The following is a 25,941-nucleotide window of genomic DNA, read 5'->3' on the forward strand; positions in this document are numbered from 1 at the left end:
TGCTTTCTGCCATTCGTACTTTCGCGCAAACAGGTTGCAAAATAAAACCTGAATCAATACCGTGACCAAGGTTTTATTTTGAAACCTAAAAGGATGCGGGATATGAAACCTCTCAACAGCAGCGCCGTTTTGCTTTTCTCTGTGGCCTGCGGTCTGGCCGTGGGCAACGTGTATTACGCCCAGCCATTGCTGGACGCCATGGCTGAAGCGTTTGCGATGTCGCCGGCGACTATCGGCATCGTCATCACCCTGACGCAAATCGGTTACGGCATCGGCCTGGTGTTACTGGTGCCCCTCGGCGATCTGCTCAATCGACGCCGATTGATCGTCACTCAAACCCTGCTGTCGGCAGCGGCGTTGTTGATGATCGCGCTGGCGCCCAGCAGTGTTTGGCTGCTGCTCGGCATGACGTTGACGGGGCTGCTCGCCGTGGTGACGCAGGTGCTGGTGGCTTACGCCGCCACACTGGCGATCCCTACACAACGCGGGCGCGTGGTCGGTGTGGTCACCAGCGGTATCGTCGTCGGCATCTTGCTGGCACGCACGGTCGCCGGCGGCATGGCCGATCTGGCCGGCTGGCGTGCAATCTACTTTCTGTCGGCAGGGCTGACCCTGTTGATGGCGTTGCTGCTGTTTCGCGTTCTGCCCAAGCATGAATCCCCGCAGCCCGCGACTAGCTACATCGCACTGATCGCTTCGGTATTCAGCCTGTTCAAAGAAGAACCGGTACTGCGCCAACGCGCGATCCTCGCCCTGCTGACCTTCGCCAGCGCAATGGTGCTGTGGACGCCGATGGTGTTGCCACTGGCTGCGCCGCCACTGTCCTTGTCGCACAGTGAAATCGGACTGTTCGGGCTGGCCGGTGCCGCCGGTGCGCTGGCCGCCGCACGGGCCGGACACTTGGCGGATCGCGGCCTCGGCCAATGGGTCAGCGGACTTTCGCTGTTACTGATGCTCGCCTCCTGGCTGCCGATCGCCCTCACCCAATCCTCGTTGTGGGCATTACTGCTGGGTGTGATCACCCTCGATTTGGCTCTGCAAGCCGTGCATGTCACCAGCCAAAGCATGATTTACGCTGTGCGCCCCGAAGCGCAAAGCCGCCTCACTGCCGGTTACATGTTGCTCTACTCGATCGGCAGCGCGCTCGGTTCCATCGGCTCGACCGCGATGTACGCGTGGGCCGGCTGGATCGGCGTGTGCCTGCTCGGCGCCGGCATCAACGCCGTGGCGCTGGCTTACTGGTGGTTGACCCTGAAAAGCGGCGCACCGGCACGATGCGCCACTCCGACGAGTTAACTGCGATCGCGACCACGCAACATGCTGTCGAGCACTTCGTCACGGCGCACCCAGCCATGGAACAACGCCGCCGCCAGATGCAGCAGCACCGTCAGGAACAGCAAATAGGCCAGATAGCCATGAGCCTTGCGCAAAAACGCGAACAACTGCGCATCGGCCGGGACGATCGATGGCAACTGCAACGTTGTGCTGAGCATGACCGGCTCACCCGAGGCGCTGATCATCGCCCAGCCCAGCAACGGCAACACCAGCATCAACGCGTACAACAACAGATGTGAAGCCTTGGCCGCCAGCACTTGCCAGCCTGGCAGATCCGCGGGCAACGGTGGCTGGCGCGTGGTGAGCCGCACCAGCAAACGCACAATCACCAACGCCAGAATCGCGATGCCCAGCGGTTTGTGCAGATGGATCAGCCATTCATGCCGCTCGGAAACCGAGGTGACCATACCCGCACCGATAAACAGCATGGCAATGATCATCAGCGCCATCAGCCAATGCAGCAGTCGCGCCAACAGGGCGAAATGCGTCGGTTGAGTTCTCATGGACGAGCCTCCTGTTTAGCGGCGGGCAACTGACTGACTTCGCTGGTGCGACGCAGGTAGGAATTGGCGTAACCGGCGGAACGGGCCGCGAGCAACGGGTCGTCGGAACCTTGAATCCCGGCCGGCAACACCAGCGGGTCGTAGTTGATATCACGGCATTCGCCGCTCAGTTGTGGCTGGGTCTTTTCCAGCACCAGCGTGCCGGCATTCAACACCTTTCGTCCTTCGGGCCAGGTCTTGCTGGCATCGCTCACCGGATCCTCAGGATTGGCCAGGGTGATGTTCAACTGAAAGCGCAGCGGCGCTGAGGCCAAACGTTGCACCAGATCCTTCTCGAGAAAATCGCCCCCCTCAGGCGCAGTGGCGCCCGCAGCGTCCCGTGCCAACGGTGTCATGCTCCAGCGTACGGCCTGCTTTTTACCGCTGGCGTCGACCAGATAAAACGCGTTGACGCTGTTGTAAGTTTCGGTGGCATAACTGGCCGACGGCTTGGCGGTTTTCACCCAAGTCAGAAACGGCACGGCTTCCGGGTGCGAGGCAAAGAATGCCGGGACCTTGCTCGGATCAGGTTTACCCGTGGCTGGATCCGGCGACTGTGCCTGCTGCAATTGATAAAACGCCTCAGGCGTACCGACCGGGAACACCGGCATGCTGTTCATCCCGGTGCGCCACTGCTGCCCGTTGGCCTGGGTGAACCGCAGCGCCAGACTGCGAATCGGCACGCTGCTGTCCGGTGCGTACGGATTGCCCGCCGGCAGCGCGAATCGCCCAACCACCGGAGTCTGCGGCTCGTTGAACACTTGCGCAGTGGAAAACACCCGCGCCTCGCCACTGCTCTCGAAATGCCCGATCACGCACACGCCTTTGGCATGGTTACGGCGAAACCCGGGGTGTACGCCGTTGTTCTTCTCCAGCACATCGACCAGCGCTTTTGGCGTCAGGCGTTGTGGGTCGAAGTTACCGTGAACGTAGGCAAACGCCCCGGCCACTGCAGCGACTACCACGGCAATGCCGCCCAGACGCAGAACCAGGCTCGCCGCACTCAGTGGCGGGCGCTGTGGGTCGCCGGGCGGTGCAGAATCGGGTGATGAACGATCAACCATGAAAGACTCCAGGGCCATCGGCCACAAGTAGGAAGAATCAGCAAGACGCACCTCGTGTGGATTTATTCCCCGCCTCGGTATTTATTTTTCCGAACGTGGAATAACCTCCAACGACGGACGTCTCCCTAGTCCACAGCGTAGTGACTAGCAGAATTTCATGAGCGAATTCGACGAACAGTTGAGAGAAATCATTCCCAGATTGCGCCGCTTTGCCGTGTCACTGACACGCAACAGCAGCAGCGCCGACGATCTGGTGCAGGCGTGCCTTGAGCGGGCGCTGTCGAGTTGGGGCGACAAACGCGCTGAAGGTGACTTGCGTGCCTGGCTGTTTGCGATCCTCTATCGGCAGTTTCTCGATGCCCATCGCCGCTCGCGACGCTACGCGCGGATGCTCGAGTTCTTTACCGGTCGCGACGATGCCGAACCCTCGGCGGAGCGCACAGTCATCGCCCAATCGACCCTGCAAGCCTTCGACCGTCTACCCACCGAACAGCGCGCCCTGCTGCTGATGGTCTCGGTGGAAGGCCTTTCCTATAAAGAGGTCGCCGAGATTCTCGACGCCCCGATCGGCACCGTGATGTCGCGCCTGTCCCGCGCCCGCCAGGCATTACGCCAGCTCAGCGACGGCGAAATCAGCAGCCCTTCTTTGCGGATACTCAAATGATCAGCCTGCCTCCCAACGAGCGTGACTTGCACGCCTATGTCGACCACCAGCTCAGCGACGCCGACCGGCGCGTGCTGGAGACCTGGCTGGCCAACCATCCGGACGAAGCGGCGCAGGTTCGCGCCTGGCAACAGGATGCCCAACAATTGCGCGCGGCACTCAGCGGTGCGTTGCAGCAACCGGCCAATCCGGCCCTTGACCCTGCCATGATCCGTCAGCGCCGCCAGCGTCAGTCACGGCGTCATCTGGCCAGCGCCGCGGTGTTGCTGATCGCAGTGAGCATCGGAGGCTTCAGTGGCTGGCAGGCTCGCGAAATGACTCTCGTGCGCCCATCCATGTTACCGATGACCGACGCCTTGCAAGCCTATCGCTTGATCGCCCAGCAAGGGATGCTGCCGGCCGATTACAAGGTCGACAATGACGGCGACATGCAACGCTGGCTCGATCGTTATTTCAACCGGGCCAGTCGTTTACCGGACCTGAAGGCGGCCGGGTTCGAACCGGTCAGCGGACGCTTGCTCAGCACTGACGAAGGCCCGGCGGCGATGGTCATGTATGAGGATGGTAGCGGGCATAAGGTGAGTTTCTACGTGCGCCCGCCGGGACCGAAGAACACCTTTTTGCCCCGTGGCAGCCGCAGTGACGGAGACTTGCAGGCGCAGTACTGGTCGGGCGACGGGTACAACTATGCGATGGTCAGCCCGGTTGATACGCCGGCGGCGCAACAGCTCAAGCAATCACTGCAATTCTGAATCCAGTGAGGACTCCAATGTGGGAGCGAGCCTGCTCGCGAATGCGGTGGATCAGCAACACTGTTGTCGACTGACATCCCCATTCGCGAGCAGGCTCGCTCCCACAAGGGTTCAGCGTCAGGCTCAGAAACCTACGTCGAGCACCACATTGTCCAGATAGGTTCCCGCCGGCGGTGTGGTCTGGTCGGTGTAGATCTTCGCGTTGTAGTTGAAGATCTGGCTGCCCGTGCCCAACCCGTTACCCGGATTGACCTCGGCATCGGTACTCGCCCGCCGCGCCGCGCCGACACTGCCCCAGCGCGTAGTGCCGGCGCTTTTGAAAATGTCATAGGCCAGATAATTGCTCCCGGAAATCATCCGTCGCCGGCCGCCGACACTCACCGCGTTCTGCCCGTCGCTCAATCCCACTGTATAAGCACTGCCCTTGGTGCAGGCCAGATTGATGGTCTGTCCGGTCACCGGCGTGAACGCGCTGACCACCGGCGCGCTGCCGAACGCGATGTTCGGCGCAGTAATCGTGCAGTCATTGGACACCGTCAGATTCACCGTCAGCGAAGTCGTGCCGTTGGCGATATCGCGCCCGAGACAGATAGCGCCAATGCCGATCCCAGAGCAGTAATTCCAGTTCCAGAAAATGCTCAGCGTCTCGGTATACACTCCGGCGGCAACGTTGCTGCCAATGGTTGTACCGAGGTAGAGCGGCACCGTTTTCGGCGTCGTACCATTGAGCAGGCCCAGGGCATCGATGATGCCGTTGCGCGCAAAGTCATAGGCCGTGCCGCGCGTCAGCGGGTAGCTAGTGCTGTTGTTGGCGTAGATCGTGTAGCTGATGACATCGCCGGTCGGCCCGACCAGCCCCCCTTGAGTCGAAGACACAGTGCCCCAGAAGTGGTCGTTACTGGTCAGCAGGGACAGTAGCGAACCGGTGCAACTCAAACCCGCATTCAGTGTGGAACTGGGCTGCGAAGTCGTGCGCACGGCAATCGAACTGAGCGTACCGAACGCCGCCGGTGTGGTGCTGACCACCGAGCACGCGGCCTGTACCGCCCCCGGCAGCATCAGCGCCAGCATCAATAGCCATCGCCTGAACATCATTGACACACCAACGGCCCGAGCAATGGCACCTGATCCTGCTTCAGGTCGACGCTGAACTGTGCCCGACAGGTCTTGCCGTCGCCCAGCGTGACCAGCAGCGAATTCTGCGCCTGCAGGTTTTCCAGATAAACCAGACCATCCCAACCGACCACCGTCCGCGTGCCGCTCTGCTCATGCAGCACGCCCGCGCCCAGCGGCAGCTCGCGCTGCTGCGCATCGACCAGCACGATGCTCGCGGCGATCACCCGGCTCAGCGGAAACTCCAGCAGATAACCGCTGCCTCGGCGCACGGCAATGCGCTGTTCGACGTTGGGGCTGCGCACGTTGGCCGGCAGATTCAGTGGATCGATTTCATACTTGCCGCGGTAATACGCGCTGCTCCACGGCACCAGCAAATGACCGTTCTTGTCGGTCTGACCGACCTGCTGGTTTTCGTAGCGCACCGGAATGTCGGCGAAACCCTCGGTGCTGACCACCACAAACGCATCGTCGATGCGGTTGGCGGCGAACACCTGGCGATCCATCCACACCAGCGAACCACTGGCGTCGGCCCAACGGGTTTCGGCGTCGGAAGTGCCATAGACCCCGGCCTGTAATTGCACCGACTGCAGGCGCCAGGTCACGTCAGCCTGACGATAATCGGCACCATCACTCTTGGCGTAACCCAGATTGAAACCTACGCCACCCTCAGTCGGCACCGCACGACTGTAGTTGACCCGCTGCTGGCTCTGCCCGGTTTTACTGCGCTCGGTGCTGATCGCCAGACTGCCGCGCAGATCGAACGGGACCACCAGTTGCGCCTGCACAGCCCAGTTGCTGTCGCCGATCTCGCGGTTGGCCGAGAGGTAGAAACTGCTGTTGCGCCACAGCGGTTTGCTCCAGCTCAGGTTGAGCAGACGCGTGCGTGAATCGTCCGCCGCACGCACATCGAAATAGCCGGCGCCGAGGCTGCCCCAGCGGTCGAGATTGAGGCTCAAGGTCGCCTGTTCGCTGCGCCGGCTCAGGCTGATATAAGGGCTGTCGACCACGGTCAGGTCGGCGTATTGATCATGCCGTTGCAGGCGCTGATAAGAAAAACTGAAACGCTGGTTGCTGTACTGATAGCCCAAACTGATTTGCTGACCGCCCTCACCGTCGAAACGGCTCTGGCTCAACGCACTGTTAAGCACGCCAAAATTGCCCAGTTGCAGGTTGCCACCGAGGCCACCGAGGGTCAGCGAGTCGGCTGCTTCGGCATGGCTTTCCAGAGTAAAACTGTCGCTGACGCCATAACGCAGGCTGCCGGACGTGACACCCGGGCCATAGTTGAAATCCTTCAAGCCGTAGTCGCGGCGCAACGTACCGGCGGCCACGGAAAAATCGCTCAAGCCCTTTTGCAGCAAGGTGCTGGTGACATAGAACGGCACCGTGGTCGACACCTGCCGGCCCAATGCATCGGTGGTCACCACCACCGCTTCGCCCGCGCCGTTGATGAACGGAATGTTGGTCAGCGTGTAGGGCCCAGGCTGTAAATCTGCGCTGCTGGACTTGTAGCCATTGATGAACAGATCCACCGAGGACGGCACTGCTGCTTCACCGGCAAATTGCGGCAGCGGATAGGTCACCAGATCCGGGCGCACCGCAAAATCCCGAGAGAACTGCACGCCGCCCAAACGCACCGAACTGCTCCACGGCAACGCACCGCTGATCACGTCACCGGCCTCGTAGGTGAGCATTCGCTCGTCATCGGAGTAACGCCAGGTGGTGTCGTAACGCAGGTAGCCATTGTTCAGCGTGTTGAGTGAATCACCGGACAAGGTGCGCCGGTATTGCCCGGTATTGGACAACGTGCCCCAACTGTCGAACAGCCGCACTTCGTTCCACGCCGCCAGATAAGTGCCGGCATCGTCGGTGTCGTTGAGGTACAAGTCATAGTTGAACAGCGCGCCGAAACTGCTCAATGCCGGAGTGCGCGGGTAAGCCTGGCGATTACCGATGAACTGTTCCGGCAGCCAGTCCGGCGGCACGTCCAGCAGCAGGCGCTGACCGACACTGTCATAGTCGCTGTGCAGCCCCGACAGGCTGTCGAGATCGACCTCGACGGCGAGGTTGTCGGGCAGTTTCATGCCGGTTTCGCGCAACGCCGTCGCCGGTACAAACAAGCGCCCGTCGCGCTGCTGCACCGCCACGACGCGTCCGGTATTCATCTGGTTGACCACCAGTTCCAGAAACAACTGTGCATCACTCACGGCCTCCATGCCGCTGGGCGGCGGCGGCAGATCGCCGGCCCCGGATGGTTGAACGAACATCAGGCAACACGCGCCGGTGATGAACCACAACGGACGCTGAATACGGCGAGCCAATCCCGGGCTCATACACGTTTTACGTCCGTCAATGGACTGAATCCTCCTGATACCGCTTTAGCCGCCGCCAGATGTTGGCGCGACGACTCACTCACTTGGCCGGCGTAATGCTCTGCACCTGCGCCGCACCATTGACCCGCACCTGCAACGCCGACTCATTCGACAGCGCCGCCGGTGCCGGCCAGCGCATCACTGCGCCCGGCAGCACGTAGCCCAACAGCCCTTCGGCCAACGGTTTGCTCTGCCCGGCCTGTTTGATGGCCACGTCGGTCAGTCGCGCATGCACCGCGCCCTGATTGCGCACCTCGACATAAGGCTTGCCGTCCACGGCCACCGTGCGCCAGCTCAACTGCGGCAGGCCCACGCCTTTGGGATCTCGTGCGCGAGTGCTGTCTTCTTTGCTCCACAGCCCGGCGCCATAGGCAAACAGCGGCACCGAGTAACGCATCTGGAAACGGATCGCCGCAGCGGTTTTGCCACCGTCAGCGCTCGCTGGTTGTGCGGAAGGAATTTCATCGATGATGATCCGGTAGGCCAGTTCCTGCCCCGGCGGCACCTCTTTGGTCCGGGTCAGACGCACCAATTGTTTCTGCCCCGGTTCGATCTTCGCCACTGGCGGGCTGCCGATCACGTCGCGCTGATTCTGGTACTGCTCCGCGAAACCGCTCTGGCTCCAGCCGAATACGCGGATCTGCAGATTGGCGGTTTCGCTGCCGCGGTTTTCCAGCCACAGCGCACTGGCCTGTTGATCGGCCTCCAGCACCGGATCGATCGGCCAGATCAGCACCGAACTTGCAGCGTTTACAGAATTCATCCCCAGCATGAGCAAGGCCGCTATCGCGCAAACCCTGAGCGAACGCCCTGACGTGTAACACTGCATAAACCTGCTCCTTGTCGGCAATCCTGACTTCGCCTCACCACGACAGTTGCACCTGCAACACATCGCTGTACGTCCCCCCAGGCTGATTGCCCGGCAACTGCACCTGACCGTAGATTGGCAGGCTGATATTGTTCGCATCGCTGTAAGCCACCGCCACACTCTGGCCAATGCCCAGGCTCTGGCTGTAGGCCGCATCGCGAAACAGCGCATACGCCACCCGCGCACTGCCGCTGTTGACCTGCATGTGCCGGCCGCTGTTGTTGTACTGGCCGCCATCGACGCTCATGTTCAAGGTCACGCCCGGCGTACATTGCAATTGCACGCCCCCCGTCAGCGCGACCTGCACCGTGCCGGTGGCCAACGCTGAACGTGAACCGAAATTCAGCCCGCCGTAGTTCGACACCCCGCCCACCACCAGACATCCCGCGGTGACCGTGGCGCTGACCTGAAAGCTCTGGCTGGTCGCGGCGGTCAGCGGCAGCGGCGCACTCCCCGCACAGAGCAGGAGCAGCGCGGCACAGCCATGACGACGCATGGCATCAGAACGTCAGTTCAACAGCGACGGTGTCGGTGTAAGTCCCCGCTGGCAAACCGGCCTTGCCCACCGCCTGACCGTAGATGTTCACCGTCTGTGCAACGCCGGTGCTGGCGGCGAGGTTGATCGTCCCGTCAATCGCCAGCAGTTGCGAGTGCCCGGCGTCGGTGTACAAGTCGTACGGCACGTAGTTGGCTACCCCGTCATACAACGCTCGTGTGCCCCCCGGCGACATGCCGTCATGGGAACCCGCGCGCACCTTGACCGTCGGCGTGGTGCCACTGGAACAGAGAATCGACAGCGCCCCGCCACCGCCGCCCAGCACTTGCCCGGTGGCGGTGGTGAACAGGCTGTTGGCGGTGCCGAAGTTCAACGCACCGAAGTTCAGCCCGGTGGAACCGCCGGCACCGTTAACCTGACAACTGCTGATCAGAATCAGACTGGAGGTGATCTGGCCGGTGACCGTGGTGGCGGCGTTGACACTGGAAACCAGCGCCAGGCCGAACAGTGACAAACCTATCCTTGATGCAAACGTACGCATGGTGTCCGTCCTCTACGGGGTTACCAGTCGAGCGTCACCGTCAGGGTGTCGGTATAGACCCCTGCCGGCACCGCGCGGGTATTCGCCACCACCGAGCCAAATACCGGAATGGGTATCTGCGCAGCGCTGGTGACAGCGAAATTGTGTTGCTGGCCGATGCTGTAGCTCCGGGCGCCGGAGGGATCGACGAACAGCTGATAGGGAATGGTCTGGCGGCCGTTGCTCAGGCGCCGGGTGTTGCCGTCACCGTGGGTGCCGCCATCGATGGTGACGGTGAAACCGGTGACCGACGGATTGCAGGCGACGTTGAGCTTGCCGCTGCTGTCGCCATCGAGGCTGGCCTTGATCGGCGCGTTCCAGGTGGGCCCCTGCAGGCCGAAATCGAGGGTACCAAGGTTGCTGACCGGGCTGGCGGGACTGCTGTTGTTGGTGACTTCGCAACCGGCAATCAGGATCAGCCGCGCATTGATCTGCCCGCTCATCGCCGCTTGCGCGTCGTCGGCGAGCAATACCAGCGTCCCTGCTACGACCACCATCCAAAGCTTGCCTGTCATTGCGTCCGTCCCTGCTCCTTGATGGTGACTCATCCACCGCGCTCGTCATCGAACGCCTTCCTTGCACGCCCGCGTCCACCGGGTGCCTGTTGAAACCGTGATCACCAGGTGACCGTCACCTTGACCAGATCCGAGTAACGGCTGATCTGTGGCACTTCGGCCAGCGGCTCGATCCGCGCGTACAACGGTAATTCCACGGTGCCGCTGTCCGGCACCCGCCCGCTGACCGGTACATTCACCACCAGCGGCACCCGCCTGGCCGCGTCCTGATACAAGCGGTACGGAATCGGCTTGCTGCCCGTCGAACCAGCCATGTAGCGGACTTCACCGACCCCGCCATGCAAACCACCGTCGACGCGCATCTGGTACGGCGTGTCCGGGTTGCACTCCAGCCGTGGCAGGCGCTGATTGGTCAACGCCGCGCCCAATGGCCCGGCCGGGTCGTCAAGGCGCGAGGTGCTGCCGAAGTCGAGCACACCCAGTTGCTCGATGCCGGCGCCACGCTGCTGGCCGATCAACTGGCAGCCACGCTGCACGTCAACGCGCACTTCGACCTGAAGATCCGCCGCATAGACGGGCGCAACGAGCACACCCAGCAATCCCATGACCACCTGTACTTTCACTGCGCCGTTCCTTGTCAGCGATCGCTTGCGACGTCGTTTCTGTGATTGAGGTTAGCAACGGTCGACGATTCCGCCAGTCGATTGGATCCATGGATCGCCCGGGATATGTTTCGAAAGGTTGGCAAGTGGTCGGGCCAACTCGCTAAAAATAGCTGTACGCACCAGACAAAATCGTCCAATAACCGCCCACTCTCTATTCGTCGCGGTGGCTGGCGAACTCGGCGTCTGGTTACACTACGTCGCCGCGCTTCCGGGAGCCGGTTCTACGAATACGGAGACGCCCACAGTGCCTGCCCAACCGCCGAAACGATCGCGACTGACCCAGCGCTGGCCGGCGTTGCGCCGCTGGTTCGGCAAGGGTTTACCAGCCAGCGCCGGGCATGACGCCAGTGCCCAGTCGATCCGCGATTACTTCCGGCACAAAGCCAGCGCTCAGGGCTACACCCTCAGCCACAGCCAGCAGCACGTCATCGATTGCATGGCGCAACAGGCCAGTCTGCTGTTTGGCGCCAGTAGCCGAACCGCGCCGAGCCTGTATCTGTTCGGTGCCGTCGGACGTGGCAAGAGCTGGCTGCTCGACGGTTTTTTTCATGCCTTGCCGATCACCCAGAAACGACGCCTGCATTTCCATCAGTTCTTCGCGCAATTGCATCAAGGCATGTTCAGCCATCGCGCGCAGGACGATGCCCTCGAAGTGACCCTCGACGAACTGCTGCAGGATTGTCGGGTGCTGTGTTTTGACGAGTTTCATGTGCATGACATCGGCGATGCCATGCTCATCACCCGGCTGTTCAAGGCATTGTTCAAACGGCGGATTCTGCTGCTGGTGACCTCCAACTATGCGCCCGAGGGCCTGCTACCCAATCCGCTCTATCACGCCCGTTTCAAACCGGTGATCGAGCTGATCAACGCGCACATGCAAGTGATGGAAGTCGGCGGCCCGCATGATTACCGCAGTCACACACGCCACTCTGCGCAGCAGATATTCACTCAGGGGCATTACGTGTGGCCGGCCACGCCAGCGCAACGCACCGCTCTGGAGCTGCCGCCGGCTGATACGCCAGCCATTCAGTTATCCGTCGGCACCCGGCAGTTTCAGGCTCGATTGTGTGAAGAGCGGCGTGTTGGTTTTACCTTCAACGATCTGTGTGAACAGCCAACGGCGGTCATGGATTATCTGGAGCTTTGCCGACGTTTCGACCGCTGGATCATTGATGATCTTCCGGAACTGGGAGAATGCTCGATCGCTGCGCAACAACGCTTCATCAACCTGATCGACGTGCTGTACGACCAGGACAAACACCTGACGCTGCTCGGTCGACTGCCGTTGCGTGAAAGCCTCGACGGCCATGCCATTGACCTGGCGCGCACACGCAGCCGGTTGGGGCAATTGCAAGAAATACACGATAACGACTGACCACACCGGCCCTGTGGGAGCAAACTCTCTCCCACAGGGTTTGTGGCGTTTTCAACATGCAACTCAGGCCCAGAACCTGCTTTGCCGTTATCATGTCGCCCATCCTCAGCGCCCCAGCGTCGCTCCACTGATCAATAGCGAACACCAACATGCACACCCTTGCTCAATTACGCGCCGGCGAGTTGTCGGGCATCACGCGACTGGACCTGTCTTGTGGCCTGACCGAATTCCCGCGCGAGATTTTCGACCTGGCCGACACGCTGGAAATCCTCAACCTCAGCGGCAACGCTCTGAGCAGTCTGCCGGATGACTTGCACCGTCTGACGCGCCTGCGCGTGCTGTTCTGTTCCGACAACCCGTTCACTGAACTGCCGGCCTGCCTCGGCCAATGCGCGGCGTTGACGATGATCGGTTTCAGGGCCAATCGCATCGTCAACGTACCCGGTGCTGCCTTGCCGCCACAGCTGCGCTGGCTGATCCTGACCGACAACTGCATCGAACACCTGCCGAACGAACTGGGTGAACGTCCTGCCCTGCAGAAACTCATGCTGTCCGGCAACCGTCTGCAAACGCTGCCATCCTCCCTGAGCAACAGCCATAGGCTGGAGCTGCTGCGCATTTCCGCCAACCGCCTGACCGAACTGCCGCAGTGGCTGCTCGCGCTGCCGAGCCTGAGCTGGCTGGCATACGCCGGTAACCCGCTGGAAACCGAGGCGGACGCCGCCGCGCTGCAGGCGACGGCGCAAATCCCCTGGTCGGCGCTACGTCTGGAGCAACGCTTGGGTGAAGGCGCCTCGGGGGTGATTTCCCGGGCGAGCTGGCAGCGCGACGATGGCTCAGTGACGCCGGTCGCGGTGAAACTGTACAAGGGTGAAATGACCAGCGACGGCTCGCCGCTGCACGAAATGAATGCCTGCATCACCGCAGGTCTTCATCCCAATCTGATCCGCATCGAAGGGCGCATCAGTGACCATCCCCAGGGCCAGCAGGGATTGGTGATGCAACTGATCGATCCGTCGTTCAGCAACCTCGCCGATCTGCCAAGCCTGGCATCCTGCTCGCGAGATGTGTATGCCGATGATTGCCGATTCGGCGCCGATGTTGCGCTGAACATTGCCAAAGGCATCGCTTCGGCAGCCGATCACTTGCACCAGCAAGGCATCACCCATGGCGACCTCTACGGGCACAACATTCTGCTGAACGAGCGCGGCGATTGCCTGCTTGGGGATTTTGGCGGGGCGTCGTTCCATGCAGTCGCCGACACAGTAGAAACGCGCGCGTTGCAACGCATCGAAGTGCGTGCGTTCGGGATTTTGCTCGGTGAATTGCTGGCGCGCATCGACTCGGGGTTGAGTGATGAGCGGCGTCGGGCTCTTGAGGAACTGGAGCGACGTTGCTGTCAGGCGGATGTGCTGGCGCGGCCGGGGTTTGCTGAGGTCATGAAGCAACTTGAAGATCTGTGACCGCTGCGCGGTCAATCGCTGGCAGGCTAGCTCCCACACTGGATCTGTGGCGTTCACAGATCCCCTGTGGGAGCTAGCCTCCTAGCGATGAGGCCATCACTGAAGAAACAGATCAGCCCGCCAGGCCGACAAACATGTCCTGCACGTCATCATGGTTGTCGAGGCCTTCGAGGAACGCTTCAACTTCAGCCATCTGCTCATCGCTCAAACCGCTGACCGGGTTCTTCGGCTGGTAACCCAGCTTGGCCGACAGCACGGTGAAACCTTGCTCTGGCAGCGCCTTCTGCACCGAATCCAGATCGGTAGGATCGGTCAGAAACAGCGTCGCGCCGTCTTCGCCCGGCTCGAAATCCTGAGCACCGGCTTCGATGGCGGCCATTTCCGGATCGGCGTCCGGGGTGTCCGGCGAAGCTTCGATCATGCCGACGTGGTTGAAGTCCCAGGCCACGGAGCCGGAAGCCCCCAGTTGGCCTTTACGGAACGCTACGCGGATTTCGGCGACGGTACGGTTGATGTTGTCGGTCACGCACTCGACGATCAGCGGCACCTGGTGCGGGGCGAACCCTTCGTAGGTGACGCGATGGTATTGCACGGTTTCACCCAGCAGACCGGCGCCTTTCTTGATCGCGCGATCCAGGGTTTCTTTTGGCATCGAGGCTTTCTTGGCCTGTTCGACCACCAGACGCAGGTGTGCGTTGGTGGTGGTATCGGCACCGTTGCGGGCAGCGATGGTGATTTCCTTCACCAGTTTGCCGAAGATCTTGCCCTTGGCGTTAGCTGCCGCTTCTTTGTGTTTAACCTTCCACTGTGCGCCCATTACTCACTCTCTTGATCTGTGGCGCCGAGACATCTATTGGCCGACGCGTGGCGCCAAGTTTATACGGCCTAAAGTCGGCAATCGACCAAAAAAATGCAATGCAGAATCGACATATTCACTAGAGCTTGTAGGGGGATTCTGAAAAACGGCTTTGACATGACCATTCAGCCCTGTGGTTTCGTACCCTCTCAGGCCCGTATTGCCTGACAGAGCCTGTTCGAATGCTCAATGACAAGGAAAGTCCTTTTACCCTGACCCTGACCGATAGCGGCCTGAGCCTGCCGGTGCTGCGTTTTCAAGGCGAAGAAGCGCTCAACCAGCCTTACCGTTTCGACATCGAACTGATCGGCCTCGCGCCCGCCATGGCGCCGGGTACATTCCTGCACCAACCGGCCTTTTTGCGTCTGGACGATCATCATGGGGTTCACGGCATGATCGACAGCGCCAGTTGCGAACATCGCGGCACGCACCGGATCGGCTATCGACTGACCTTGGTGCCACGTCTGCAAAGGCTCGCCCAACCGGGCAAGCGGCGGGTGTTTGTGCAACTGAGCGTACCGCAGATTCTCCAGCAATTGCTCACGGAAAATGCCCTGCCCATTAATGGTTACCGGATTGAAATGACCGTCGGTCAATACCCGGCCCGGCCGTTTTGCATCCAGTACGAAGAAAGCGATCTGGCGCTGCTGGACAGGCTTTGTGAAGAAGAAGGCATTCACTATCACTTCGAACACCGGGTCGACGGTCACGTTGTCGTGTTTGCCGATGACAGCCTGAGCCTGCCGCAAATGCCGGCGCTGCTGCCGTTCAAAGTGTGCGAGCAAACACCGTCACCCTGCGTCAGTGCGCTGTTTCAGCACCATCACGCCGCGCCCATCGCCACGCTGCATACCGTGCGCAATCGAGGGCAGCAGACAAGCCGTGACGATGCCGCCAACCACGGCACGGCGACCGCCCTGCCGCCAATACCCTCCCTCGAACAACGTCACCACGAACAACGCAGCCGTCGACATCTGGAGAGGCAACGCGGTCAGCATCGGACGATCAACGGCCGCAGTGACCGGGTCGGTTTGCTCAGTGGGCACCTGCTACAAGTGTCGGCGCATCCGGTCAGCCACTTCAATGAACAATGGCGGCTCACCGCCCTGCGCCATCACGGGCAGCATCCGTCGATTCTTGACCCTGGCCCAAACGTCCATCGTTACCACAACGACTTCAGCGCCCAGCCCTGGTCATCCGACTTTCGCCCGGCGCTCAGACAACCCCGGCCCAGCGTCGCCGGCTATCACCTGGCCCGGGTGCTCGGGCCTGCCGGGCAACCGGCGCAACTCGATGACCAGGGCCGAGTCGCCGTGCGCCTGTGGCCGTCGGATACCGAGCACACGCTTGATCACCACGCGATCTGGCTGCCCATTGCCATGACCCGGACCCATCGCCGAATCGCACAGGACGAATTGCCCTGCACCGGCAGCGAAGTGTGGGTGAGTTTCCTCGACAGCGATCCAGACCGACCGATTCTGTGCCTGGGCAACTCACGCAACCCTACGCCTCGCGAGCCACCGCCCGCGCGCGACAACAGCTTATTGCTGGACTGGCTGTTCAATAGCGACGCCCGCTGATCCAGCCAGCGGCAGCTCCTGCATCAGTCAGCAGTGCTTCAGGCTTTGTCAGCCTTGCCCGCCGCCGCGGCGAATTTCGCCAGACGCACATCCAGGTGCCGAGGTCGCCGCCCATGATCCTCGGCGCGCTCCTTGCGGCGGATGGCGTTGCGCACCATCAACGAGCCGAGGTAGCGGATCGGCTCCGGCGGGAAATACCCCAGCGGCCCGTTGACCAGCGGCGAGCGCGTCCACGGGTTGTCGAGACCTTGCACCAGGGCGGCAAGAATCTGCCCGCCCATGTGGCACGGGCCGACGCCGCTGCCCGAATAACCGAAACCGTAAAACACATTGCCCGCGCTGCTCATCTGGCCGAAGAACGGTAATCCGGTGACTGAGCGATCCGACGGGCCATTCCAGGTGGCATCGACTTTCACATCGGCAAAGGCCGGGAAGAAGTCCGCCAGGCTGCTTTTGAGCAGGCCGGCGTACGGCGACGGCTGATCGAACACCGGCAGCATGCGCCCACCAAACGCGAAGGTATTGCCGCCCTTGCCGAGCATGATCCGACCGTCCGGGGTGTTGTGGTAGTAGTGCACGAAAATCCGCGAATCGAGCACCGTCACGCCGCTGGTCAGGCCGATTTCCTGCAACAGATCCGGGCGCGGCTCGGTGATCAGCATGTCGCTGGAAACGATTGCCACGCTGCGTTCGAACTGCGGGAAGGCACGGGCCATCCACGCATTCATCGCCAGCACTACTCGATCGGCAACGATGCTGCCGTTCGGCGTCTGCAGGCGCGCAGGACGGCCCTCCTCCAGCCCGGTCATCGCGGTGCTTTCGTGAATCTTCACGCCCAATTGCAGCGCCACCCGACGCAAGCCGCGCACCAGTTTGCCGGGTTGCACACTGGCCGCTGCCGGCGAAAACCAGCCCTCCAGATGCTTGCCTGAACCGGCCATGCGCTGCACATCGGCGAGCGGACGCTGGGTGAACGAGTTGATGCCATTGCGTTCCAGTGCGGCGATGACGGCGTCGGTCGAGCCGACCTGCGCGCGATTGGTCGCGGTGTACAGCGTGCCATCGAGCCGGTAATCGGCATCGACGCCATACTGCTCACAGAACTCGCCGATCGCGTGAATGCTGCGTTCCGATTCCTTGACCAGACGCACCGCCTCCTCAACACCAAACAAGCGCTCAAGGGTGAAATATTTCGCCGACCATGACAGCGCACAACCGCCATTACGCCCACTGGCGCCGGCGCCGCAGATGTCCGCTTCGATCAACAACACATCGAGTTCGGGGTTCTGCTGCTTGAGCATGATTGCCGTCCACAACCCGGTATAGCCGCCGCCGACAATGCACACATCGGTGCGGACCTCGCCCTGCAACGGCGGGCAGGGTTCAGACGTATCGGCCTGCAAGGCCTGCTCCAGCCAAAACGGTCTCATGGGGTTTCTCCAGTCAGTTGGCCACGGCACAGCTTGCCGCGAGCGTCGCAGCAAGCCGCGAGGCACAGGGTTTCAGGAACGCAGGGGTTTGATCGTCAGCGGGCAATTGGGGATTGAGGCACGCGGTTCCATCACGCCGACCGGGCGGCTGTTCCAGTGCGGAATCAGCACCAGCGCCGAGAACAGCGCACAACCGGCGAAGACGATGAACACTGTCACCGAGTCGAAGTAACCCGGCAGCAAACCACCGAGTACCGCACCCACCGATCCACAGCCGTTGACGAAACCGGCAGCGGTGGCCCCAGCCTTGGCCTTGCCGAAGTCGATCGCAGCAGCGCCGCTGATCATCGAATCCGGGCCGTACAGGGTCAGGCCCATGACAAACAACAATGCGACCACCAGCAACACACTGCCGGTCTGCAACGCAGCCATGAACAGCGCCAACGTCACGGTCAGCGCCAGCAGGCTCAACACACAGGCCGGCATACGGCGGGCGCCGAACAGTTTGTCCGAGGCCAGCCCGATCAGGATCGGCCCGAGCAACCCGGCCAGTTCGAACGAAGTGGGAATGATCGCCGCGCCGACCTTGCCGACACTGGGCATCTGTTCAAAGACAATCACCGGGCCCCACAACAGAATCGCGTAACGCGCCGGTTTCAACATGAAATACGCTAGGCCCAGTACCAGCACCGTGCGGTTTCGCAGGATTTCCTTCAACGGCTCCCAGACACTGAGCTTGCTATTGGCTTCAGTTTCTTCCGCCGTCAGTTCCGGTTCCGGCTCGACTGCCGACAAACCGACGTCTTCCGGCTTGTTGCGCTGAAAGATAAAGAACAACACCGCCACCACGGCGACCACCACCGCACTGGAAATGAACGCCGCGTGCCAGGTGCCCATCAAGGTGTACGCCCACCAGCCGGCGAACGGCGACGCCACCAGACCACCAAAGGCGTAGCAGGAACTCCATAACCCGAGCACTCGCCCGCGTTGTTGGGAGGGGAAAAAACTACCGAGGTTTTTGCACAATCCCGACCATCCGGTGGACTGCGCCAAGCCCTGAATCAACATACAGGTAGCGAAGATCGGCAACGTGGCGTAACTGCCCATCACCAGCGCCGCTGCGGCGGAAATCAGCAAACCACCGAGCACCACGACCCGCGGGCCAAAGCGGTCGGCGAGCATGCCCCAGGTGAACTGGCCGAGGGCATAAGCCGCCAGATAAATGGCATCGAGGTTGGCCATGGCCATCTTGTCGAGCATGAAGGTCGGGTCTTCGGCGATGCCCAGTTTGGCCACCGAAAACGCTTTGCGGGTGAAATAGAAAGCGGCGTACGCCAGCCAGGTAATCGCGAAAATCTGCACGCGCCAACGCGCAATGGTGCCGATGTGCTTGTTCATGGTGGTTCTGACCTCAGGGTGTGAGTGTGCCGGCAGAATCGTTAAGAAAAACGCCTGTGTTTTTATTGTTGAGCACTGCGATATCACCCCGTCCCTACGGCGATATCGGTCAGATGAGTCCTGCTGTTGCACGCACAGGCTCATGGCCACCGTGCTGCCCGAGCGGGCAGTCAGCGATGGCGTGAGCCGATCAAAGCAATTACTGTTTAATAAATAAAATCGATTTATCGTATTTCACACATAAGCTCAGCTTGTTACTGACTTAACGATCAGGTGACTTCATGTCGGTGTCCCACGCCCAACTCAAAGCCTTCCACGCCGTGGCCGTGCATGGAAGCTTCACCAAAGCCGCCGAGCGCCTTTTTCTCACGCAACCGGCGATATCCGACCAAGTGCGCAAACTCGAAGAGCGTTTCGGCGTTTTGCTGTTCCACCGCAATAAACGTTCCGTGCGCCTGACTGATCTGGGCGAGCGCCTGCTGGCGATCACCCAGCGCCTGTTCGTAATTGAAGCCGAAGCGCAGGAGTTGCTGCAGGAATCTCAGGCCTTGCAGACCGGCAGCCTGATTCTGGCGGTGGATGCGCCGGTGCACGTGCTGCCGCAGATCGCGCGGTTCTGTGAGCGTTATCCGGGGATCAGCGTGAAGATCGAGACCGGCAATACCGACGAATCGCTGTTTCGCCTGTTCAACTATCAGGCCGATCTGGCGTTGCTCGGGCGCGATGTCAGCGATGAGCGCTTGCTGTGCGTGCCGCTGCGCAATGATCCGATGGTGGCGTTCGTTTCGCGCAATCACCCGTGGGCCGAGCGTGAATCGATCTGCCTGCAAGATCTGGATGACACGCCGCTGGTGCTGCGTGAACACGGTTCGGTGACGCGGCAGACGCTGGAAGAGGAAATGGCCCGGGCCGGGTTTCGCATTCGCCCGGCGATTCAGGTCGAAGGACGGGAAGCGGCGCGCGAGGCGGTGGTGGTCGGGATTGGTGTCGGCGTGGTTTCGGCAGCAGAGTTTGGCGCGGATTCGCGGGTGTGTGCGTTGCCGATTATCGACTGCACGCGACGGCTGACGGAAACGCTGGTGTGTTTGCGTGAGCAGAGCAATCGACGGGTGGTGTCGACCTTCCTCGATATGGTTCGCGACAGTCTCGTGTGAACCATGATGGCCCCTTCGCGATCAGGCTCGCTCCCACATTTGGAATGCATATCCCTGTGGGAGCGAGCCTGCTCGCGAAGGGAGCACCACGGTTTATCAGGTTGGCGCGAGGCCAAAGAACGCCTGAATCAGGCGCAATTCCCGTCGCCGTTCCATGCAGCCGATCATGTGCCGATTCACCAGCCCAGCCCCGACAATCGGAATCGCCACCACCCGCGGGTCATGACTAACCTCAACCGATGACACCACGCCAACGCCCAACTCAGCCGCGACGGCTTCGGTCACCGCCTCACGGCTATCGAGCTCCAGCAACACCCGTGGATGGATCGACGCCTGCGCGCACGCCTGATCAAACGTACGCCGGGTGATCGAACTCGGCTCGCGCAGCACCATGATCACCTGATCCAGTTCCTTGAGCTTCACTTCACCGACCCGCATCGCCCATGGGTGCCCCGCCGGCACCAGCGCGCAAATCCGCGATTCGCTCAACGCTTGCAAATGCAGGCCTTTGCGCGGTTCGACTTCGGTCAACACCGCCACATCGGCGTGTTCCGACAACAACGCCGCGAGGGTTTCCTGGGCATTGCCCAAGCGCAGATTCACCGTGATCCCCGGATACCGCGCGCGCAGGCTGGCGAGCATCGGCATGACCATGTGCGGCCCGTCCGCCGCCACTTCCAGCCGTCCGGTCAACAGCTGCCGGTTGGCCTCGAGCATCGTCTGCGCCTCTTCCGCGAGGCCAAACATCGCGCGGGTGATCGCCGCGAGTTTGGTGCCTTCCTCGGTCAGTTCCACCCGTCGCGCGGTGCGCCGCAGCAGGGTGATCTGATAGTGCTCTTCCAGCGCCTTGATGTGCCCGGTGACCGCCGGCTGACTGATAAACAAGCGCGCGGCGGCCCGGGTGAAACTGCCTTCACGGGCCACGGCGTCGAACGCGCGAAGCTGGAACAGGTTCATGAATAACTCTCGCTGATGGCTGGCATAACAACAAACAATTTGATTGATGCAACGGCGAATTGCAACGTATGCCCCGTAGCTTCATCCCACAGCGCAATCCGAGGACACACGAATGAGTATCGCCGAACCCATCCTGCTCACTCCCGGCCCGTTGACCACTTCGGCCCGCACCCGCCAGGCGATGATGGTCGACTGGGGGTCATGGGATGACCGTTTCAATCAACTGACCGCCAGCCTTTGCGAACAATTGCTGGCGATCCTCAACGGCGCCGCCACTCACCACTGCGTGCCATTGCAGGGCAGCGGCACCTTCGCCGTTGAAGCGGCGATCGGCACCTTGGTGCCACGTGACGGCAAAGTGCTGGTGCTGATCAACGGCGCCTACGGCAAGCGTCTGGCGAAGATCTGCGAAGTACTCGGCCGCTCGTTCAGCACCTTCGAAACCGCTGAAGACGAACCGACCACCGCCGCCGACGTCGACCGTCTGCTGCGCGCCGACAGCGACATCACTCACGTCGCGCTGATCCATTGCGAAACCAGCACCGGGATCCTCAATCCGCTGCCGGAGATTGCCCAGGTCGTCGCGCAACACGGTAAACGCCTGATCATCGATGCCATGAGCTCCTTCGGCGCACTGCCGGTGGATGCGCAACAAGTGCCGTTCGACGCACTGATCGCCGCGTCCGGTAAATGCCTGGAAGGCGTACCGGGGATGGGTTTTGTCTTCGCACGTAAAGAGGCGCTGGCCGCTGCCGCTGGCAATTCGCATTCGCTGGCGATGGACCTGTACGACCAGCACGCCTACATGATGAAAACCGGCCAATGGCGCTTCACCCCGCCGACCCACGTGGTCGCGGCGCTGCACGAAGCGCTGCTGCAATACAACGAAGAAGGTGGCTTGCCGGCGCGGCATGCGCGTTACGCGGCCAACTGTCAGGCGTTGATGGAAGAGATGGGCAAACTCGGTTTGCGCAGTTTCCTGCCGGCGGCGATTCAGGCGCCGATCATTGCCACGTTCCATGCGCCGCAAGATCCGCGTTATCAGTTCAAGGATTTCTACGAGCGGGTCAAGGCCAAGGGTTACATCCTCTATCCGGGCAAACTGACCCAGGTCGAAACCTTCCGCGTCGGTTGCATCGGCCATGTCAGCCCGGACGAAATGCGCCAGGCCGTCGCGGCGGTCGGCGAAGTGCTGCGCGAGATGGAAGTCCTCGAAATCTGAATCACCACGATCCCTGTGGGAGCGAGCCTGCTCGCGAAAGCGGTCGCACATACAACATAGATGTCGACTGACACCACGCCTTCGCGAGCAGGCTCGCTCCCACATTTTTGAATTGCATTGCCATTACAGGAATTTGATTGCCATGAACTACGAAAACCCAAACAAGCTGCAAGCCGCGATCCTCGACTGGGCCGGCACCGTGGTCGATTTCGGCTCGTTCGCGCCAACGCAAATCTTCGTCGAAGCCTTCGCCGAGTTCGACGTGCAGGTCTCCATCGAAGAAGCCCGTGGCCCGATGGGCATGGGCAAGTGGGATCACATCCGCACGCTCTGCGATCAGCCGCAAGTGGCCGAGCGTTATCGCAAGGCGTTCGGCCGCACGCCGACCGATGACGACGTCACCGCGATCTACAACCGCTTCATGCCGCTGCAGATCGAAAAGATCGCCGAGCATTCGGCGCTGATTCCCGGCGCGCTGGAAACCATCGCCAACCTGCGCCAGCAAGGCATCAAGATCGGCTCCTGCTCCGGCTACCCGAAGCAAGTGATGGACAAGGTCGTCGAACTGGCCGCCAGCAACGGCTACGTCGCTGACCACGTGGTTGCCACTGACGAAGTACCGAACGGCCGCCCGTGGCCGGCTCAGGCGCTGGCCAACGTGATCGCGCTGGGCATCGACGATGTCGCGGCGTGCGTGAAGATCGACGACACCGTGCCGGGCATCCTTGAAGGCCGCCGCGCCGGGATGTGGACGGTTGCGCTGATTTGCTCGGGCAATGCGCTGGGTCTGGATTACGCCGGTTTCCGTGCTTTGGGCAGCGATGAGCTGGCCAGCGAACGCAAGCGTATTCACGCGCTGTTCGAAGGCTCGCGCCCGCACTACATGATCGACACCATCACCGATTTGCCAGAAGTGATTGCTGACATCAACAAGCGCCTGGCCAACGGCGAGATGCCGCAAAACGCTTGAGGCAGAAAACGAAAACACCGCTGATGCATGACAATCAGCGGTGTTTTTTTTGCGCTGTATAAACCCAGGACAACGCTCGGCAATTAATTACTCCGAAACAAGATTGCCCTCTGCATCGTACGCCAGGCCATCGGGATGTTTAATACTTCCATCCGGCAACTGTTCAGTTCCATCTTCCCAAACAATACGTCCATCCGGATATTCAACGGTATTATCCGGCCAAATGATTCGCCCGTCCGGATACTCTACCCGGCCATCTTCATATTGAATGATGCCATCGGGACGCTTGATTGAAGTTCTATCGGCGTCAATCACACTACCGTCAGGCAGTGTGGTCGAACTATCGACATTGACTGTCGCACCGAGTGTCTGGATTAGCGCTATCAATGCCACCGGATCGACGTTGACGTTAATGGTCGGCCATGGCATTGGCGGGCGCTTGGCCTCGGTCGGCGTGGCAGGACTGGTCGGACGCACTGGCTTGGTCGGTGCCACCGGTTTGGTCGGTGCCACTGGCTTGGTCGGCGCAACTGGCTTGGTCGGTACCACCGGTTTGGTCGGCGCTACCGGTTTGGTCGGCGCTACCGGTTTGGTCGGCGCTACCGGTTTGGTCGGCGCAACTGGCTTGGTCGGTGGCACCGGTTTAGTCGGTGCTACCGGTTTGGTCGGCACAACCGGCCTGGTTGGAACTACTGGCTTTGGCACTGTAGTAGAAGGGCGAGGTTTCGAAATCGGTTTTTTCATATTAATACTCAACTTTAAAAATATATTTTTAATCTTTAACAACCCAATAAAGATCCGACCTGACAATAACCACTTAAAACAAACCACTCAAACCAAAAGTAAACACAAGATATAAACAACACAACGTCACACCTGCCAAAACCACATACAAAACTTAACTTCAAGTAACAAGCAAATCAAAACCGGGCATTGAATACTTTTCTTTCTTGTAAAAAACATCACGAGCTCCGGGCAAAAACATCCTGGCAGGTTTACAGTGAAATAAGTGCCGTGACGACGGCCTGATTGCACTCTGATCCCGAGGAATTTCTTATGCCGTGGACAAGCTCAGAATCGCGTTACAGCACCGTATCGGTCCTGTTGCACTGGCTGATGCTGGTGTTGTTGGTGCTGGTGTACGCCAGCATGGAGTTACGCGGCCTGTTCCCCAAAGGCAGCGGCGGGCGCACGCTGATCCGCGAAGTGCACTACATGCTTGGCCTGACCGTGTTCGTGCTGGTGTGGTTTCGCCTGCTCGCACGTAGCATTGGCCCGGCGCCGAAAATCTTTCCCGCGTCGGCGCAATGGCAAACCGTGCTGGCGCGGCTGATGCACTGGGCGTTGTACCTGTTCATGATCAGCATGCCGATTCTCGGCTGGCTGATTACCAGCGCCGAAGGGCATCAGGTGATGTTCTATGGTTTTGATCTGCCGCTGCTGGTCGCGGAGAACAAGGATTTCGCCAAACAGGTCGAGTACTGGCATGTGCTCATTGCCACGATTGGCTACTGGCTGATCGGGCTACATGCCCTGGCGGGGATCTATCACCATTATGTGGTGCGCGATAACACCCTGCTGCGGATGATGCCCAAGCGCGGTTGAATTTCAGGGGTTGCCGATAAAACCGCGCCGCCCCTGCAAACCACCGGTATGAATGAAGATCAGCCGCGTGCCAGCTGCGAATCTGCCCGCCTCGACTTGCTGCTTGAGCGCCAGCAATGCCTTGCCGGTGTACAGCGGCTCCAGAGGAACGCCGCTGGCCTGCTCGGTTTGTTCGATGAACTCAAGCAACGCCGGATCAACCCTGGCGAAACCGCCACAGCTGGCGTCGATCAGTTCATAGCTCCCGTTGCCCTGCCCTGCGGCTTGCAGGATCGACTCGACTTGCGGCGCCACGCCGTGATCGTCCGGCACAGCCAGCGCACCATAGACCGGGTGCGCCCCTGCTTCGGCGAGCACCAATCCCGCCAATGTTGTGCCGGTGCCGCAGGCCAGCCACCAAGCGTGATAATCACTCCAGCCCAGTGTGTGCAATTGCGCCTGCGCCTGCTGTTTGATGGCCGCACAACCAAGCGCCCCCGTTAAGCCGCCACCGCCCTCGGGCACGGCATACAACTGCGGATACTGCGCGTGCCAAGGCGCCCAGAATCCCGGTTCATTGCGCGCGCGATAGCCGCCGTAACCCAACCAATGCAGTTGCATGCCGAAGGCTTGCAGATCCTGCACGGTCGGCGTTTCCTGCGCATGCCCGCGCAGCAGCCCCACGGTTTGGAAGCCCAGCCGTTTCCCCGCCGCCGCCAACGCGTGCAGATGATTGGAGTGAGCACCACCGAGACTGATGATGCCTTCGGCACCCGCACGATCCGCGGCTTTGAGGTGCTCGACGAGTTTGAACCATTTGTTGCCGCTGATCAGCGGGTCGATCTGGTCGAGGCGCAGGATGGCGACTTCAATGCCGGCAGCGTTCAGCCAGTCCAGATGAAAGTGTTCGAGGGGGGCTTGGGGTAGCCAATCGGAGGGAGGCAAAAGCATAGGCGGCGATTCGATCTGGACAGAGCCGGCAT

Annotated in this window: 25 protein-coding genes; 10 read left to right on the plus strand and 15 right to left on the minus strand. The window is 60.9% G+C overall.

The window, feature by feature from the left end; genetic code table 11:
• Nucleotides 1-102: 102 nt before the first annotated feature.
• Nucleotides 103-1,296 carry an MFS transporter gene (locus QOM10_RS18945; RefSeq protein WP_316916748.1) on the plus strand — a complete coding sequence of 398 codons (1,194 nt, stop codon included), beginning with the start codon at nucleotides 103-105 and terminating at the stop codon, nucleotides 1,294-1,296.
• Here the strand turns inward: QOM10_RS18945 and QOM10_RS18950 are convergent.
• Together QOM10_RS18950 and QOM10_RS18955 are read right to left on the minus strand one after the other, a co-directional pair.
• On the minus strand, nucleotides 1,293-1,838 hold the full coding sequence (locus QOM10_RS18950) for a cytochrome b (RefSeq protein WP_127928984.1): 546 nt from the start codon (nucleotides 1,836-1,838) through the stop codon (nucleotides 1,293-1,295). The two genes, QOM10_RS18945 and QOM10_RS18950, sit on opposite strands and share 4 nt — an antisense overlap.
• Nucleotides 1,835-2,941, minus strand: coding sequence for a catalase family peroxidase (locus tag QOM10_RS18955; protein ID WP_127928985.1), 1,107 nt, complete (start codon nucleotides 2,939-2,941; stop codon nucleotides 1,835-1,837). The genes QOM10_RS18950 and QOM10_RS18955 overlap by 4 nt, the downstream gene beginning before the upstream one ends.
• Nucleotides 2,942-3,098: 157 nt before the next feature.
• Here QOM10_RS18955 and QOM10_RS18960 point away from each other — a divergent pair, with 157 nt between their 5' ends.
• A complete protein-coding gene (locus QOM10_RS18960) occupies nucleotides 3,099-3,605 on the plus strand; it encodes an RNA polymerase sigma factor (protein WP_127928986.1) in 507 nt (168 codons plus the stop codon).
• The gene (locus QOM10_RS18965; protein WP_127928987.1) at nucleotides 3,602-4,357 is read left to right on the plus strand and encodes an anti-sigma factor family protein; all 756 of its coding nucleotides are present in this window, start codon (nucleotides 3,602-3,604) and stop codon (nucleotides 4,355-4,357) included. Before QOM10_RS18960 ends, QOM10_RS18965 begins: the two co-directional genes overlap by 4 nt.
• A 123-nt stretch (nucleotides 4,358-4,480) precedes the next feature.
• Here the strand turns inward: QOM10_RS18965 and QOM10_RS18970 are convergent, their stop codons facing one another.
• The 7 genes from QOM10_RS18970 to QOM10_RS19000 form a co-directional block, all read right to left on the minus strand.
• A complete protein-coding gene (locus QOM10_RS18970) occupies nucleotides 4,481-5,452 on the minus strand; it encodes a spore coat protein U domain-containing protein (protein ID WP_110719340.1) in 972 nt (323 codons plus the stop codon).
• Nucleotides 5,449-7,806, minus strand: a complete 2,358-nt coding sequence (locus QOM10_RS18975; RefSeq protein WP_316916749.1) for a fimbria/pilus outer membrane usher protein — start codon at nucleotides 7,804-7,806, stop codon at nucleotides 5,449-5,451. Before QOM10_RS18975 ends, QOM10_RS18970 begins: the two co-directional genes overlap by 4 nt.
• 79 nt (nucleotides 7,807-7,885) lie before the next feature.
• On the minus strand, nucleotides 7,886-8,674 hold the full coding sequence (locus QOM10_RS18980) for a molecular chaperone (protein WP_410479170.1): 789 nt from the start codon (nucleotides 8,672-8,674) through the stop codon (nucleotides 7,886-7,888).
• Between the two features lie 34 nt (nucleotides 8,675-8,708).
• Nucleotides 8,709-9,209: a spore coat U domain-containing protein gene (locus QOM10_RS18985; protein ID WP_122607800.1), complete on the minus strand. Its 501-nt coding sequence runs from the start codon at nucleotides 9,207-9,209 to the stop codon at nucleotides 8,709-8,711.
• Between the two features lie 4 nt (nucleotides 9,210-9,213).
• Nucleotides 9,214-9,750, minus strand: coding sequence for a spore coat U domain-containing protein (locus QOM10_RS18990; protein ID WP_316916750.1), 537 nt, complete (start codon nucleotides 9,748-9,750; stop codon nucleotides 9,214-9,216).
• A 20-nt stretch (nucleotides 9,751-9,770) separates the two neighbouring features.
• Entirely contained in the window at nucleotides 9,771-10,304 is a 534-nt protein-coding gene (locus QOM10_RS18995) for a spore coat U domain-containing protein (protein ID WP_150775908.1), read from the minus strand.
• A gap of 101 nt (nucleotides 10,305-10,405) precedes the next feature.
• On the minus strand, nucleotides 10,406-10,909 hold the full coding sequence (locus QOM10_RS19000; RefSeq protein ID WP_410479231.1) for a spore coat U domain-containing protein: 504 nt from the start codon (nucleotides 10,907-10,909) through the stop codon (nucleotides 10,406-10,408).
• A gap of 304 nt (nucleotides 10,910-11,213) precedes the next feature.
• On the opposite strand from QOM10_RS19000, the gene zapE reads away from it, so the two are divergent.
• Together zapE and QOM10_RS19010 are read left to right on the plus strand one after the other, a co-directional pair.
• Nucleotides 11,214-12,344, plus strand: coding sequence for a cell division protein ZapE (gene zapE, locus QOM10_RS19005; RefSeq protein WP_316916752.1), 1,131 nt, complete (start codon nucleotides 11,214-11,216; stop codon nucleotides 12,342-12,344).
• 149 nt (nucleotides 12,345-12,493) lie between these two features.
• Nucleotides 12,494-13,807, plus strand: coding sequence for a leucine-rich repeat-containing protein kinase family protein (locus QOM10_RS19010; RefSeq protein WP_127928994.1), 1,314 nt, complete (start codon nucleotides 12,494-12,496; stop codon nucleotides 13,805-13,807).
• A 112-nt stretch (nucleotides 13,808-13,919) separates the two neighbouring features.
• Here the strand turns inward: QOM10_RS19010 and QOM10_RS19015 are convergent, their stop codons facing one another.
• A complete protein-coding gene (locus QOM10_RS19015; protein WP_099756686.1) occupies nucleotides 13,920-14,624 on the minus strand; it encodes a YebC/PmpR family DNA-binding transcriptional regulator in 705 nt (234 codons plus the stop codon).
• A gap of 221 nt (nucleotides 14,625-14,845) precedes the next feature.
• Here QOM10_RS19015 and QOM10_RS19020 point away from each other — a divergent pair, with 221 nt between their 5' ends.
• Nucleotides 14,846-16,243, plus strand: a complete 1,398-nt coding sequence (locus tag QOM10_RS19020) for a type VI secretion system Vgr family protein (RefSeq protein ID WP_150751128.1) — start codon at nucleotides 14,846-14,848, stop codon at nucleotides 16,241-16,243.
• A 38-nt stretch (nucleotides 16,244-16,281) separates the two neighbouring features.
• On the opposite strand, the gene QOM10_RS19025 is transcribed toward QOM10_RS19020, so the two are convergent.
• Nucleotides 16,282-17,673, minus strand: coding sequence for an FAD-dependent oxidoreductase (locus QOM10_RS19025; protein WP_127928997.1), 1,392 nt, complete (start codon nucleotides 17,671-17,673; stop codon nucleotides 16,282-16,284).
• Between the two features lie 72 nt (nucleotides 17,674-17,745).
• A complete protein-coding gene (locus QOM10_RS19030; RefSeq protein ID WP_316916753.1) occupies nucleotides 17,746-19,071 on the minus strand; it encodes an MFS transporter in 1,326 nt (441 codons plus the stop codon).
• Between the two features lie 281 nt (nucleotides 19,072-19,352).
• Here QOM10_RS19030 and QOM10_RS19035 point away from each other — a divergent pair, with 281 nt between their 5' ends.
• Nucleotides 19,353-20,225, plus strand: a complete 873-nt coding sequence (locus tag QOM10_RS19035) for a LysR family transcriptional regulator (protein ID WP_150652273.1) — start codon at nucleotides 19,353-19,355, stop codon at nucleotides 20,223-20,225.
• 96 nt (nucleotides 20,226-20,321) lie between these two features.
• Here QOM10_RS19035 and QOM10_RS19040 read toward each other — a convergent pair whose 3' ends face one another.
• Entirely contained in the window at nucleotides 20,322-21,182 is an 861-nt protein-coding gene (locus QOM10_RS19040) for a LysR substrate-binding domain-containing protein (RefSeq protein ID WP_160041021.1), read from the minus strand.
• 112 nt (nucleotides 21,183-21,294) lie between these two features.
• On the opposite strand from QOM10_RS19040, the gene QOM10_RS19045 reads away from it, so the two are divergent.
• Both QOM10_RS19045 and phnX read left to right on the plus strand, forming a co-directional pair.
• Nucleotides 21,295-22,404 (plus strand): 2-aminoethylphosphonate--pyruvate transaminase, encoded by a 1,110-nt coding sequence (locus QOM10_RS19045; protein WP_316916754.1) that lies wholly within the window; start codon nucleotides 21,295-21,297, stop codon nucleotides 22,402-22,404.
• A gap of 142 nt (nucleotides 22,405-22,546) precedes the next feature.
• Entirely contained in the window at nucleotides 22,547-23,374 is an 828-nt protein-coding gene (gene phnX / locus QOM10_RS19050; protein WP_127929002.1) for a phosphonoacetaldehyde hydrolase, read from the plus strand.
• Nucleotides 23,375-23,461: 87 nt separating this feature from the next.
• On the opposite strand, the gene QOM10_RS19055 is transcribed toward phnX, so the two are convergent.
• Nucleotides 23,462-24,046 carry a hypothetical protein gene (locus QOM10_RS19055; RefSeq protein ID WP_316916755.1) on the minus strand — a complete coding sequence of 195 codons (585 nt, stop codon included), beginning with the start codon at nucleotides 24,044-24,046 and terminating at the stop codon, nucleotides 23,462-23,464.
• A 384-nt stretch (nucleotides 24,047-24,430) separates the two neighbouring features.
• On the opposite strand from QOM10_RS19055, the gene QOM10_RS19060 reads away from it, so the two are divergent.
• A complete protein-coding gene (locus QOM10_RS19060) occupies nucleotides 24,431-24,979 on the plus strand; it encodes a cytochrome b (RefSeq protein WP_316916756.1) in 549 nt (182 codons plus the stop codon).
• A 3-nt stretch (nucleotides 24,980-24,982) separates the two neighbouring features.
• Here the strand turns inward: QOM10_RS19060 and QOM10_RS19065 are convergent, their stop codons facing one another.
• Entirely contained in the window at nucleotides 24,983-25,909 is a 927-nt protein-coding gene (locus QOM10_RS19065) for a 1-aminocyclopropane-1-carboxylate deaminase/D-cysteine desulfhydrase (RefSeq protein ID WP_316916757.1), read from the minus strand.
• Nucleotides 25,910-25,941: the final 32 nt, after the last annotated feature.

The sequence above is a fragment of the Pseudomonas sp. P108 genome (assembly GCF_032613195.1).
Classification (GTDB): Bacteria; Pseudomonadota; Gammaproteobacteria; order Pseudomonadales; family Pseudomonadaceae; genus Aquipseudomonas.

Coding starts and splice junctions, on each gene's coding strand:
- QOM10_RS19020 (WP_150751128.1), top strand. CDS start 14,846: ATGCTCAATGACAAGGAAAGTCCTTTTACCCTGACCCTGACCGATAGC.
- QOM10_RS18965 (WP_127928987.1), top strand. CDS start 3,602: ATGATCAGCCTGCCTCCCAACGAGCGTGACTTGCACGCCTATGTCGAC.
- QOM10_RS18985 (WP_122607800.1), bottom strand. CDS start 9,209: ATGCGTCGTCATGGCTGTGCCGCGCTGCTCCTGCTCTGTGCGGGGAGT.
- QOM10_RS18945 (WP_316916748.1), top strand. CDS start 103: ATGAAACCTCTCAACAGCAGCGCCGTTTTGCTTTTCTCTGTGGCCTGC.
- QOM10_RS19010 (WP_127928994.1), top strand. CDS start 12,494: ATGCACACCCTTGCTCAATTACGCGCCGGCGAGTTGTCGGGCATCACG.
- QOM10_RS18995 (WP_150775908.1), bottom strand. CDS start 10,304: ATGACAGGCAAGCTTTGGATGGTGGTCGTAGCAGGGACGCTGGTATTG.
- QOM10_RS18980 (WP_410479170.1), bottom strand. CDS start 8,674: ATGCAGTGTTACACGTCAGGGCGTTCGCTCAGGGTTTGCGCGATAGCG.
- QOM10_RS19065 (WP_316916757.1), bottom strand. CDS start 25,909: ATGCTTTTGCCTCCCTCCGATTGGCTACCCCAAGCCCCCCTCGAACAC.
- QOM10_RS19030 (WP_316916753.1), bottom strand. CDS start 19,071: ATGAACAAGCACATCGGCACCATTGCGCGTTGGCGCGTGCAGATTTTC.
- QOM10_RS19060 (WP_316916756.1), top strand. CDS start 24,431: ATGCCGTGGACAAGCTCAGAATCGCGTTACAGCACCGTATCGGTCCTG.
- QOM10_RS19045 (WP_316916754.1), top strand. CDS start 21,295: ATGAGTATCGCCGAACCCATCCTGCTCACTCCCGGCCCGTTGACCACT.
- QOM10_RS18950 (WP_127928984.1), bottom strand. CDS start 1,838: ATGAGAACTCAACCGACGCATTTCGCCCTGTTGGCGCGACTGCTGCAT.
- QOM10_RS18990 (WP_316916750.1), bottom strand. CDS start 9,750: ATGCGTACGTTTGCATCAAGGATAGGTTTGTCACTGTTCGGCCTGGCG.
- QOM10_RS18955 (WP_127928985.1), bottom strand. CDS start 2,941: ATGGTTGATCGTTCATCACCCGATTCTGCACCGCCCGGCGACCCACAG.
- QOM10_RS19015 (WP_099756686.1), bottom strand. CDS start 14,624: ATGGGCGCACAGTGGAAGGTTAAACACAAAGAAGCGGCAGCTAACGCC.
- QOM10_RS19035 (WP_150652273.1), top strand. CDS start 19,353: ATGTCGGTGTCCCACGCCCAACTCAAAGCCTTCCACGCCGTGGCCGTG.
- QOM10_RS19025 (WP_127928997.1), bottom strand. CDS start 17,673: ATGAGACCGTTTTGGCTGGAGCAGGCCTTGCAGGCCGATACGTCTGAA.
- QOM10_RS19000 (WP_410479231.1), bottom strand. CDS start 10,909: ATGGGATTGCTGGGTGTGCTCGTTGCGCCCGTCTATGCGGCGGATCTT.
- QOM10_RS19040 (WP_160041021.1), bottom strand. CDS start 21,182: ATGAACCTGTTCCAGCTTCGCGCGTTCGACGCCGTGGCCCGTGAAGGC.
- phnX (WP_127929002.1), top strand. CDS start 22,547: ATGAACTACGAAAACCCAAACAAGCTGCAAGCCGCGATCCTCGACTGG.
- QOM10_RS18960 (WP_127928986.1), top strand. CDS start 3,099: ATGAGCGAATTCGACGAACAGTTGAGAGAAATCATTCCCAGATTGCGC.
- QOM10_RS18970 (WP_110719340.1), bottom strand. CDS start 5,452: ATGATGTTCAGGCGATGGCTATTGATGCTGGCGCTGATGCTGCCGGGG.
- QOM10_RS18975 (WP_316916749.1), bottom strand. CDS start 7,806: ATGAGCCCGGGATTGGCTCGCCGTATTCAGCGTCCGTTGTGGTTCATC.